At 35.6% G+C, this 13621-nt stretch carries 6 protein-coding genes; 1 reads left to right on the forward strand and 5 read right to left on the reverse strand.

Annotation, left to right across the window (positions count from 1 at the left end; all coding sequences use genetic code 11):
* Positions 1–68: 68 nt before the first annotated feature.
* On the reverse strand, positions 69–1223 hold the full coding sequence (rnd, locus tag ACFIJ9_RS04140) for a ribonuclease D (RefSeq protein WP_375635894.1): 1155 nt from the start codon (positions 1221–1223) through the stop codon (positions 69–71).
* Between the two features lie 132 nt (positions 1224–1355).
* On the opposite strand from rnd, the gene aspS reads away from it, so the two are divergent.
* Entirely contained in the window at positions 1356–3149 is a 1794-nt protein-coding gene (aspS, locus tag ACFIJ9_RS04145; RefSeq protein ID WP_375635895.1) for an aspartate--tRNA ligase, read from the forward strand.
* Positions 3150–4715: 1566 nt separating this feature from the next.
* Here the strand turns inward: aspS and ACFIJ9_RS04150 are convergent.
* The 4 genes from ACFIJ9_RS04150 to ACFIJ9_RS04165 form a co-directional block, all read right to left on the reverse strand.
* A complete protein-coding gene (locus ACFIJ9_RS04150) occupies positions 4716–5495 on the reverse strand; it encodes a hypothetical protein (protein ID WP_375635896.1) in 780 nt (259 codons plus the stop codon).
* Positions 5496–5607: 112 nt separating this feature from the next.
* Positions 5608–6186 (reverse strand): hypothetical protein, encoded by a 579-nt coding sequence (locus ACFIJ9_RS04155; RefSeq protein WP_375635897.1) that lies wholly within the window; start codon positions 6184–6186, stop codon positions 5608–5610.
* 82 nt (positions 6187–6268) lie between these two features.
* Positions 6269–7102, reverse strand: coding sequence for a hypothetical protein (locus ACFIJ9_RS04160; RefSeq protein WP_375635898.1), 834 nt, complete (start codon positions 7100–7102; stop codon positions 6269–6271).
* Between the two features lie 1407 nt (positions 7103–8509).
* The gene (locus ACFIJ9_RS04165) at positions 8510–13477 is read right to left on the reverse strand and encodes a DEAD/DEAH box helicase (RefSeq protein ID WP_375635899.1); all 4968 of its coding nucleotides are present in this window, start codon (positions 13475–13477) and stop codon (positions 8510–8512) included.
* Positions 13478–13621 lie beyond the last annotated feature (144 nt).

Consider the following 13621-nt stretch of genomic DNA (forward strand, 5'->3'; position numbering starts at 1 on the left):
TCCATAGGGCATACCAATTTATGTAGATAATAAGTAGCGTAATGGATTTTTAAAAATGAAAATGTAAATTAAAGCTGTTTTGTGCTTATTTTTCCATCGTTAAAGTAAAACCCTATCTGCCCCTTTAGCAGTTGTTCGGCTTTTTTACCAAAAATTTCATAGCGCCAGCCATTCATAGCGGGAATATTTTTCTTTATTCCTCCATTGGCAATTTTTTCTAAATCATTAGATGTTGCAATAATTTTAGGGGCAATGCTGTTTTCGCTTGCAACAATTTTTAATAACACTTTGAGCAGATCGATAACAGCGACCGTCGTATCATTGAGTGAATTATGTTTAGGAATGGGGGGTAAAGTAGAAAGATCCACCTCTAAACCTTCGTGGACAGCTTTGATTAATGATTGAGCAATTGAGAGTTTATCCCAATTCTTATTAAGACTGCGCAATCGTTTTAATGCAGATTCATCTTTTGGTTGTTGGGTTGCTATTTCTATAAGACATTCATCTTTTATGATATGACGACGTGGCATATTGTATCTTCGTGCTTCACGTTCACGCCAAGCTGCTATCTTTTGTAATACAGCAAGTTCACGAGGCTTTTTAATTTGTCCTTTCACTTTTTTCCATGCTTCATCTTCTGGCATATCATAGGTTTTAGGATTTAAAAGGATTGTTAGTTCATCATCCATCCAGTGAGCACGTTGATTTTTTTCTAACCTTTTTTTCAATAACAGGTAAACATCTCTTAAATAGGTTACATCGGCAAGTGCATAGAGCAGTTGTTTTTCAGACAAAGGTCGGCAACTCCAGTCTGTAAAGCGGGAGGATTTATCAAGATGATGCCCCGTGCAACGTTGTACAATTTGATCATAGGAGATAGAATCACCAAACCCACAAATTGATCCTGCTATTTGCGTATCAAAGAGAGGGGAAGGAATAACACCTCCAAGATGATAAATTGTTTCAATATCTTGGCGCGCAGCATGAAAAACTTTTACAACTTTTTTATCGATCATAAGGTCAAAAAAAGGTTGTAAATCAATATCTGGTGCTATGGGATCAATCAAAACTGTGACATCTGGTGATGCGAGCTGGATTAAACACAGTTGAGGCCAAAAAGTTGTCTCGCGGATAAATTCAGTATCGACTGTTACAAAATCAGAGGTACGTAGAGCGTTAAGTGCAATTTCAAGATCTGTTGTTTGTGTAATAAGATTCATCATTTTATTATAATTCGATAAATTAAATTTGTCCTTTATTGACTTTATTTTTGAGTTTTTATTCTCATATCTTGACAAATGGTTATTAAAAAGCGTTTGTAGCGCATATGAATATTATAATCAAAGGCAAAAAACATGCACCGTTATCGCAGTCATCATTGTGCGGCTCTTCGTAGATGTGATGTAGGAGCACAAGTCCGTCTTTCGGGATGGGTTCATCGTGTTCGTGATCATGGAGGAATTCTTTTTGTGGATTTACGTGATCATTTTGGAATTACACAAATTGTTGCTGACCCTGCTTCGCCGGCTTTTAAAGTTATTGAAAAAGTGCGTTCTGAATGGGTTATTCGTGTGGATGGAGAGGTATGTGCACGTTCTGATGAGGTTATTAATGCAACGCTTCCAACAGGTGAGATTGAAATTTTTGCACAAGAGGTAGAAATTCTTTCAAAATCTGATGAACTTCCTTTACCGGTTTTTGGTGAGCCTGATTATCCAGAAGATATTCGATTAAAATATCGTTTTCTTGATTTGCGTCGGGAGACTATGCACAAAAATATCATGCGTCGGACTGAAATTATTGCGGCTATGAGACGGGCTATGCAAAATAATGGTTTTACGGAATTTACGACGCCACTTTTGACAGCTTCATCGCCGGAAGGAGCACGTGATTTTTTGGTTCCAAGTCGTGTTCATCAGGGAAAATTTTATGCGCTACCGCAAGCACCACAGCAATATAAACAGTTGTTGATGATGTCAGGTTTTGATCGTTATTTTCAGATTGCTCCATGTTTTAGAGATGAAGATCCAAGGGCCGACCGTCTTCCTGGTGAATTTTATCAATTAGATGTTGAAATGAGTTTTGTTGAGCAAGAAGATGTTTTAGCAACTATGGAACCTATTATGCGTTCTATTTTTGAAGAATTTGCAGATGGAAAAACTGTGACACAGAGCTTTCCTCGCATTTCCTATGATGAAGCAATGCAAAAATATGGTTCTGATAAGCCTGATCTACGTAATCCGATCATTATGGAAGATGTTTCTCAACATTTTTATAATTCTGGTTTCAAAGTCTTTTCTCAAATTTTAGCGAATGATGAGAATGCACAAGTGTGGGCTATTCCGGCTAAAACGGGTGGAAGTCGTGCTTTTTGTGATCGTATGAATGTATGGGCACAAGGCGAGGGGCAACCAGGGCTCGGTTATATTTTTTGGCGTGAAGAAAAAGGAAATTTTGAAGGAGCAGGGCCTATCGCCAAAAATATTGGTCAACAGCGAGCTGAAGCGCTCCGTATACAGCTTGGACTTGAAAGTGGTGATGCTTGTTTTTTTGTGGCTGGAGATCCAAAAAAATTCGCATCTTTTGCTGGAGCAGCCCGTACACGGGTAGGGGAAGAATTAGATCTTCTCGATAGAGAGAGTTTCTCTTTGGCTTGGATTGTTGATTTTCCATTTTTTGAATGGAATGAAGATGAGAAAAAGATTGATTTTGCACATAATCCTTTTTCCATGCCTCAAGGGGGAGAAAATGCTCTTGAGACCCAAGATCCTCTTACTCTTAAAGCTTTTCAATATGATCTTGTTTGCAATGGTTATGAAATTGCATCAGGTGGAATTCGTAATCACTTACCAGAAATGATGCTTAAAGTTTTTGAACTTGTAGGACTTTCTAAGGAAGTTGTGAAAGATCGTTTCGGTGGTCTTTATCGTGCATTCCATTATGGGGCTCCGCCACACGGTGGTATGGCTGCGGGAATTGACCGCATCATTATGCTGTTGCAAGGTGTTAAAAATTTGCGTGAAGTTGCTTTATTTCCTATGAATCAACAGGCACTTGATCTTTTGATGAGTGCTCCGTCTGATGTTTCTCCCACACAATTACGTGATTTAGGAATCCGTATGGCTCCTACTCACAAAAATAGCTCATAAAGTTGATATTCGATATCATATCAAAAAACACAATAAAGTCAATAGGTTGTTTGCAATTATTTTACATGAATCCACTTAGGAATCCACATTTTTATACGTGATTCATTTGACCATTTTTTATATAAGATTAGCACGTATGAATAGAGCATAAAAAGCAAATCATGATGCAAATATTATAACGCATGTGTGTATTCAAATGAAATGAAAAGCAGCTATCATTCATAACAGTTCATAAATTTTATGATACGTTTTTATCACTTAAAAATCGCATTGTTTTAAAATTTAGTTGTTTGGAATTATCGATAACATACGTTTAAAGATCACATCTTGTTTTAAAGATTGGATTGTTAATAGCATAAGGAACAAATTAATATTCGCCAAAATTGAAAAGCGTAAAATCCAAAAATGCTATAGCAATATTTTATTACCTATAAGAAGGTAATCGTTTGAAACTGTCATAAGCCTATAGGTTTCAATTCATAAGGGCGCATAAAGGATTTCAATATCGTTTTTAAAACGTTTCTAAAAATTTAGAAAATGATAGGCAGGTATTATATAGATATTATCATTACAACAGATATGAAATTCAAAACGTTATATCTTATGATCAAAAGCCTTTTTAATGAATAAAAGCAAGCTATCAAAAAACGTTTTAAAAGTTATCGTTTAAAAATACGAAGCCAAATGGGATCAATCCAAATTTGGATTGAGAAATTTTAGCTTCCCTTTTTAGAGAAGCAAATAAACTTCAAAACCATTGTAACATCATAAGGCATGGGGTTTTACTAAATTTTTAATAAAATAATGCTGTTTAAAGAATGCTCTATTCTAAAGTTAACGCCCCCAAATTGGGGTGGTTAATATTGCCAACTCAAATTTGAGCCGGCTAATTTTTAAAGAAATTAGGTTTTAAAGAAAAGTACAAATACGCTTATGAGAACCTCATTAAATGAACCTTTAAACGTTTGAAACATAAAATGAGATCTTTATAAGTGTTTAAAACTTTTTTTATAACAGCTATAACTTAGTTACCATTTGTTCTTAAGAACGTTTCATTTACGAAAAAACAAAGATCTAGATTTCACAGCAGAGCAAAATTTTGAAAATCTTACATTTTATAAAAGCGGTTGTTTATTGTCTTATGAGAGATTGTTTTAAAAACCAATGCTTGTAAATGTAAAAAACGGGTTTTGTTAAAGCTACCAAGCGTTTTGATAATGTGCTTAAGATAAAGACGTTATGATTGATACGTTTGATAGCCATAAAAGCGTTTATAGGCTCTATAATTCAAATGAGTGCTTAAAGATCATACGCACCATTTACGTTTCTTTTGATAAGTTTTCATATCTCTAATAGAGCGCTTGCAATATGATACGTTTTGTATATATGCATTCATTACTCCATTGTGGATGATTCATTTTAATCATTAGAATAGACATTTGAAAGCCGCGTCATATCACTTGGCACGGCTTTTTTTTTATTTTACTCTCTCTTTTATTATATGTTTATAACAATGCATTTTATATGCGTTCATAACCATAAAGAATGCACGCCCCATGCGTGTTTTTATTCTGTTTTATCAGGTATATTGACAAGCTTATCGCCTTCATACACCTCACAATTTTTGGGAACCAACCTTACTGTGCTTTTTTTGTTGATTTTTGCATTGCCATAAGCACGCCCCCAGATCGTTGCACAATATGAGATTTTAGCATTGCCATAAACAGAGCCATAAATCTCACAAGAGCCACTCACACAAGCATTCCCATAGACCTTGCCATAAATTTTTGCACGACCATTAATAACAGCATAATTATAAATTTTTGCATGGCTATAAATACAAGCCAAGCCAGAAACCTTGGCATGACCATAAACGCGTGCATAACTAAAAACCGTAGCATCATAAGAAACATGCGCATGGTCATAAATATGAGCATCAGCAAGAATGCGGGCACTACCATTCACATGAGCATTACCATAAATATTGCCATAAACATGAGCATTGCCATAGACAAAAGCATGGTCATAAACTTTAGCATATTGAGAGATAAAAGCTTTTCCATAGACTTCAGCATTGCCATAAACTTGACCACAGACTTGAGAAAAATGCCGTATTTTTGCATTTTCATACACTCTTGCATGACCGTAGACACAAGCCTCATCATACACCCAGCAATTACCATCATGGGATAGGTTAACTTCCTTTTCAATAAAGCCGCCTAAGGACCCCGCCTTTATATCATCGAAATCTTTTAAAGCTTTAATGCGATAAAGGTTTATAATATTTCGAGTAAGAGCATGTTTGATTTTTTTGATTTCACTGGTTAATTCATATTTTTTGCACATAAAGATACCCTCACAATCTAATGTGATAAACGTTTGATAAAATTTGGAATGGAAAATTTGAAAGAAGGGCGCCCCCGCCGTGCCCCTGCTTTCATTTACACTGCTTTATTGATTAGACCCAGACAATCTCTAATTCACCATAAGGAGAGAGACGTTCAGTATAGGTTTTTATTTTAGTAGACCCGCCGACATTTTCACGAATAACAGCAATTCCATGAATATTGGCATTTTCAAAAACATGCACGTTATTTGCTATACGAGCGTTTTCATAAACCCTAGCATTGTCATAAACATAGGCATTATCATAAATAATAGCCTTGCCATAAACACGCGCATTACCATAGACATGGGAATTATCAGAAACAACAGCATTGCCATAAACATGGGCATTATCATAGACATAGCTAGCAACGATAGCATTGTCATAAACCCACGCATGACCATAGATATGACCACAAGTAATAGCATTGCCAAAAAACCTTGCATTTTCATAAACGTGACCATTTTTAAACACAAGAGCCTCATCATACACCCAGCAATTGCCATCATGAGAGAGGTTATCTTCCTTTTCAATAAAGCCGCCTAAGGTACCTGCTTTGATATCAGCAAAATCTTTTAATGCTTTAATACGGTAGAGAACATGATTACCAAATACACGCGTTTCATTTGTGAGTGCAAACTTCTTTTGCATGAGCACAATTCCTTCATAAAGAGATTTAAATTTTTAAATGAGATGTTTAAAGGAGGGCGCCCCCGCCGTGCCCACGCGTTATTTAAGCAGCGTCTTTTAGTGACTGATTATCATCACAGATATCATGACGAATTTTTGCACGGCTATTCACAACAGCATTGCCATAAATTTGCACATGATGATCAATATTTGATTTGCCATAGACCTTGGCATGATCATAAATTCTTACAAAGCAACCAACACGAGCCGAGCCAGAAACCTTGGCATGACCATAGATACTTGAATAATCCTTAATCCAAGCATTACAAAAAACATGGGCATTATCATAAACGCGCGCCCAGACATAAACCCGTGACTTGCCATATACACGAGCATTGCCAAAAATATAGCCACAAACATAGGCACTTTCATAGACACGGGCATTGTCATAAACCTTGGCACCATTAGAAATAGTAGCATTATCACTGATTACGGCATTACCATAAACATGCCCACAGACCTTAGCGTTATCATGAATTTTTGCATTATCATAAATATGAGCGGTTGTATCAAAAACCAATGCTTTGCCATTAACGATAGCATTGCCATACACCTTGGCACCTCTAAAGATTTTCGCGTCATTATAAATTTTAGCATTTTCATAAACAGTTGCATTGAAAAGAACCGCGGCATTATCATAGACCCAGCAATTGCCATCATGGGATAAGTTACTTTCATTTTCAATAAAACCGCCGAGGTCTCCCGCCTTAACATCATCAAAATCTCTTAGAGCACGTATACGGTGTAAAGTAAGACCATCAAAAGTGAATTTTTCATTGGTAAATTCGTATTTTTTTGCAGGCTTTTGTTGATTAACAGGCGCGGTTTCATTTGCAATATTAGAGATAACGGGGGGGATTTTTGAGATATTTGTCATAATTAAATCCTTAACGTAAAATTGTTTGTTATTGACGCTCTTAACAAGCATCGGGCGCTAACAAACACGGCGTTAAGTCCGTTGCTTACACTTTTCCCATAAGGGTATTGTATGATGTAAGCACACCCGACAGAGTCATTATATGCTAATTAACACATAAAAAACAGCCAGTATTTTAAAAACATAGGAAAGGTTGTATCGTAACCTATCCGCTTAACGTAAAGTGTTTGTTAATCACTTGATCATTTATATAACAAAATACGTATTTATTGTCAAATACATTTTATCTTGTTTGATATTTTTTATGTTTTTTAAATTCATTATGTGTAAATATTTATCATGTTCTTATCAATTGCTTCTTTTATATTTATATGCTTTTAAAGCTATATTATTGGCTTTATGAAACGATTGCGTTATTTTCTGAATCTATACATTTATAATATTTAAAAATGCTATCATAATGCGTATTTTTATCTTTATAACCTATCAATTTTTTTACTAAATGAATTTTAAATTTTTTGTGAATTTTATTTATAAGGGGCTTTAATTTAAACGACCTTAATAGCACCGCGCTCTTATAACAAATGCTTTCATTTGCATTTTTGCTTTCTCTATAGCTGTTATGTTCTTTATAGCCATGGCATCATTTTCCATTTTCATAAGAGAAATGATAAATAGAATATATGATAATTATGATTTACTGCTTTTTATGAAAACATCTAAAGAGAGAATGATAATTATAGAGATGAGCAAAATCCCTTTTAATAAAATTTTGTCATTTTTGTCAGTTCTTTTTAGAACCTATATCATTTTTTTTAAATGAGAGAAAATTAAAATCATTATATTTCAATAAGTTAAGTTTTATGATTTTTTCAAAATACAACTTATTAAAACAGCCATAACAAATAAATACAACTGTAAATATATATTTGTCAGTTTATGTCAGTACATTGAAGCGACAAAAGTGATCATTTAGTGAATGATTAAAACATGTCTTATGAGAGTATGTAATCTTTAAAGCCTTTCAAAAGATAGTTTGTAACTCATAAGAAATGTTATCAAGACTTTTATGGTACTTAGTTTTGAGGGTTTTAAGAACCTTAAAAACCTATAAGTAATATAAGAAAATGAATATACATAATTCTGTTTAAACAAAGCTTTTGAAAAGGATAAAGCTATCATTTTAGATTACGGTATAATCTTTTAAAGGCAATGTAAAAGAAGCGTATTCACTTTAAGATGGGAATTCTTAAAAGTCTTAAAGCAATCAAAATAAGAGTATTTAAAAGTGCAAATGATTTCTTTTTAGAATAACGCATATTAGGATTGTATCTAATCAACTTAACAAGAGAGGTATAGATTATAGTTATAAGATTCTATACCCCTTGTGAGTTTAGCAAGCCAAGTCTATTCAGTTTCTCTAATTTCTAGTTTTGGTAGGTTCTTAACGATTTTCATTGTTTCCAAACTTACGGTAATAACCCTTTGAAACAACTCTAATGGATAAGCAGGGTTGCCAATGGTTTCAACAGCATAGCGATTGGCATCATTAACAATGCCACTCTTTTTATCAGTCTTAACACATTGACGTCCCATAACCCATTCAAGAGCGGGTTTACCATTGACGATATACGCATAAGCTTCAAGAGGGATATCTGTTATTGTGATATTGCTATTGTAAAAAACAGTTGATTTATCCTTTTCCTTACTATTCCCCAAAAATCTCATTTCTGTAACGTAGTAAAATTTTTCGGGATTAAAGATATCAGTCTGTTTAGGATTGCCTTTTTTAAAGGTCACTGGATAAGGTTCCACATCTTCATAATTTACGTGCAAATGACCGAGTTCACGTCCTGCTGTTACAAATTTCCAAAAATCATCAGTGCTTTTAACACAAGGGATACGAGGCAATTCCTTAGAGAGATTATCAGCATAACGAGCACGGTAATCTTCCGAATGCAAAAGACCATAAACGTAATAGAACAAATCATCTTTAGTGATTATTTCATTCGGATAAGCAGCTTTAAAATGTGCTAATCCTTCATCAGTAATGGCATCACGCTTTTGTAAATCAGCATTGATGCTTTTTTCTATAGAATTCGTAAATAAATGAGTTTGTTTCTTGTTTCTATCTTTTGAAACCGGAGTGTCTTCGTAAATATAGCGTGGAAAACATTGACCATTATGCACAACATGAAGATCAAGTATAGACTTAGATATCAAAACAGAAAAACCTGATTGAGTTCCCATACCTGAAATTTGTATGACCTTATTTTCAACCGCTTGCTCTATAGGGAATATCCGCGGCATTTGGTAAACCATTTCATTAAAGGCACGACTATAATAGAGCCACTGTCGTGTAAATGGACGATACAAACTTTGCGTAAGGCATGTAGTCTCAAATTCAAAAATCTTTCCTTTAGCTAAATGTTGTTTAAGTGCACGACTCCAACTAATTCTACTTGCATCTAAATTTACAAAATTGTTTACAGAATTTTCGCGTGTTTTGCAGTCAGTATGTGGGAAAGCATCATTAAAACGTTTCACTTCGCTGTTATAAAAAGTAATCATATTACTCATGTTTTTAGCTAAAACTTCACTGCTTGAGTTATATACCCAAGCATCACGACTGCTCATAATACCACGAGAATAAGTTTCAAAGAGCTTTTTACTATGACCTTTTTTAATACCTAGAGCTAGGAATGTCTTGAAACTATCATCACGTTGACCAAGCCAATCATTATGCTTGTCTGGTGTAATTATTTTCCAACCGTTTTCACGTGTAATACCACCAACACTACCAAAGTACTGAAGCATCTCAAGTTTTTTTTCGGTGGAAAGATTATCTCCAATATCATGATAGTAAATTTTACAATCTCCAGAAACATTGGGATTTTTAATAAATAATGTTACGGCAATACCCGTCATACTACCATTGCCAAAAATATTCTCTCCTTCTTGAGCGTTATTTTTGTTCATCATATTTTTACGGATATCACCTCGTAAATTAAGCACATAAATACTCGTAAATTCTTGGGCTAAAGATTTTCGTAAACTATCCATTGCTGGCTTTTCTATATAGCTTGAACCAGAAACAAAACCGATTACCCCAGCATTATCAATACGGTCACTTGCCCAACGAATAGCGCGGATATAGCTATCATAAAGTGCTCGTATATTTGTTACTTTAGATTGAGCAGCATAAGTTTCACGAATGCGATCATCTAATATCGGGTAGGGAGTATTCTTTGCATTGTCGTTTTCGCTTTTTTGTCCTACCGAATAAGGAGGGTTACCAAAGATAACTTCAATATTTAGTTTCTTTTGATGCTCTAAATATTCACTGTTTTCTTTGAATAATTCCTGTAGAAGATTTTTCTCTTCAAGCATCTGAAACGTATCAGTCAAACCAATATGCTTAAAAGGAATATACTCACCTTTCATGATACTATGATAAGTCGATTCAATGTTAATCGCTGCTATGTAATAGGCAAGTAAAACAATCTCATTGGCATGGATATCATGACGGAACTTATATTCCATATCCTCTGGTTTGATGAGATTGGATTGTAAAAGCCGCGTGATAAAAGTACCCGTTCCAGTGAAAGGGTCAAGAATAGAAACACCCCGTGACCCCAAGCTTTTGCCAAATTCATTCCGCAACACATCATCAACAGAATGAATGATAAAATCCACAACTTCAACGGGGGTATAAACAATCCCAAGCCTATCCGTGGTTTTCTTAAATGCCTTGGCAAAAAAACTTTCATAAAGTTTGATAATAAGATTCTGTTTTGCATGAGTTTCTGTAATACCTGCTGTACAGAACGTGACACTTTTGTAAAATTTATCAAGATCTTTGGTTTTTTCTTCAATGTTCGTTTTATCCAGTTCTCTTAAGATCTTGTCCATTGCTTGTGAAATGGCATTGTTCTGTACAAATTCATTACCGTCAAATAAAGCTTCAAACACGGGACGCGTGACAAGATGTTGCGCTAACATCTCAATGGCTTCCTCTTGCTTGATTTCACTGTTGACGTTGTTCTTTAATTCCTTATGGAATGCATCAAAGGCGTGAAAGGCTTCACTCTTTTCATCGGAAATCATATCTTTAAGATGATTGATATGGTTTTGAGCAATCTCAGCAACATTGTTCGCCCAAATGCCCCAATAATCCGTGATTTTAAAACTATCCAGAAAAATGGCTTTGACAAAATCAAAAAATTCAGAACGGGGGAATAAGTCTCCTTGTCCTCCAGATACCGATTGAGATTTGCTTTCTGCTGTTCCAATGACACGTCCAGAACTTTCTGCTTTTGATGGTATCGAGATCTCATCAACCGTTGTGGTAAGCTCTTTTAATTCATCCTCACGCTTAATTTCTATAATCTCAATCGTATGGCTGCTATCTTGTCCTAAAGACATTTGATTAATTGTCCGAGCAAGCCTTTCATCATGAGAATGTAAAGCATGCAAAACTTGCCAAACAACACGGTATCTCTTATTGTTTTTTAAAGCTTTTTTGGCTTCTAAGTGTGAAGGAATGATAATGGGTAAAATGATATAGCCCGTTTTCTTATTTGGAGCACGGCGCATCACACGCCCTACCGCCTGTATCACATCGACTTGGCTATTACGCGGGTGTAAAAACATGATGGCATCAAGAGCAGGGACATCAATCCCTTCTGAAAGACACCGAACATTGCTTAAGATCCGACAAACATTGTTCCCAGCATCTTCTTTAAGCCAATCCAGTTCCTCATTGCGCTTTTTGACACTTTGCGTTCCGTCAATATGTCTTACTTCACAGTTCAGAAAGGGAACGGTTTGAAGGAAATCATCAATATGAGATTTGATAATTTTATTAAAGAGCTTTGTTATATATTGAGAGGTATTGATATCTTTGCAAAAAGCTAAAGCACATTGCATGGGCTCTGTATCATCATCATCGACAGCGGCTTGCTTATCTATTTTGGTAAGTGCTCTATAACAGCCAATAATTTTTGCCGCATCATCTAAATCAATTTCACGGTTTTCATTGGCAATAATCTCCTGTATGGCTGGTGTGATATAGGTTTCATTAATACCCAAGACCACAATCTTGTAAGGAGTTAAAAGTTCATTATCGACAGCTTCCGCGAATGTATAATGATGGAGTTGTTTGCCATAAAGCGTTTCATCGTCCATAGATGCGAGAACGGCATTAATCTCATCCGCCCGCCTTTTGGCAGTATCACTAAAGATACGCGGCGTTGCTGTCATATACAGCCGTTTTTTACCTCGAATGATGCTGTTATCGTGAACCTTGATAAATTCAGATTCATTGTCTTCACTTCCCAATGAAGCCCCAGTTGTTCTATGCGCTTCATCACAAATGATCAGATCAAATTCGGGTAAACCATGCTCTTTTTGTGCATCCGAAATCACTTGGATAGAATGGTAAGTTGAAAAGATAACCGTCATTGCATCTGCTAGGTTTTCACTAGCTTCTTTGGCAAGGGCTTGGGCATCCGTGGTAGCAGGGAGCACAAGATCTGATGTTTCCATGCCAACAATATCATCTTGGTTTTTACGACGCTTGCCTACTTTTGTATCCGAACACACAGCAAAAGAACGCAAAGGTACTTGTGCATCGGCTGTCCATTCACGGATCGTTTGTGAGACTAAAGCAAGCGAGGGCACCAAAAACAACACACGCTTGCCTTTTCCTGCTATGGTTTCTGCTATCTTAAGGCTAGTGAAAGTCTTGCCCGTTCCACATGCCATAATCAGCTTGCCACGGTCTGCTTCTTTTAACCCTTCACAGACTTTCTTGATGGCTTCTTCTTGATGGGGACGAGGCTCTTTTATTGATTTAAGAACAATTTCTTTTTTAGTTGCAAATATTTGCCAATCTATACGACTGTTTTCCATATGACGAAGGTCAATGCGATAAACGGGTATCGCTTGTCCTTTGATCATGGCATTGACATTGTCACTTAATTCCACTTCCGTGGTATCGACGAGAAGACGATATTTAAAGATGTCTTTTCCAGAGGCAGCGATAAAGCTATCAATATCTTTTTTACTGATCTGATGGTCAGCTTTATAAAACTTACATTGAATAGCCACATATCCCTCTTGATGACGAAGCTTTGCCACCAGATCAATGCCGATATCATTTTTATTCCAACCTTCATGCTCTGTTGCCCATTCATAATAGCTCTCAACCGTTTCATATCGTCCAAAATGGAGAGGGTCATGCATAAGATAAGCCATGACAAGGTTTTCAAACAATGTTCCCAATTCACGAGGTGATTTTGCTTGTTGACGATAATATTCTAAGAGAGAGCGTAAAGAGACATGTTCATGATCAGACTTATGAAGGTGAGACATAAAGAATAAACTCCATAACAATATATTCTATTGATTAATTCTCTTCAAAAGAATCGAAATGAAGTCAATTAAATCCATTTAGGACAAATAGCGAGTATCAGAAGAGGTAAAGTTATTCAAAAGCGGATAAATTTTTTTCAAAAG

The sequence above is a fragment of the Bartonella sp. MR90HLJMH genome (assembly GCF_042194115.1).
GTDB lineage: Bacteria > Pseudomonadota > Alphaproteobacteria > Rhizobiales > Rhizobiaceae > Bartonella > Bartonella grahamii.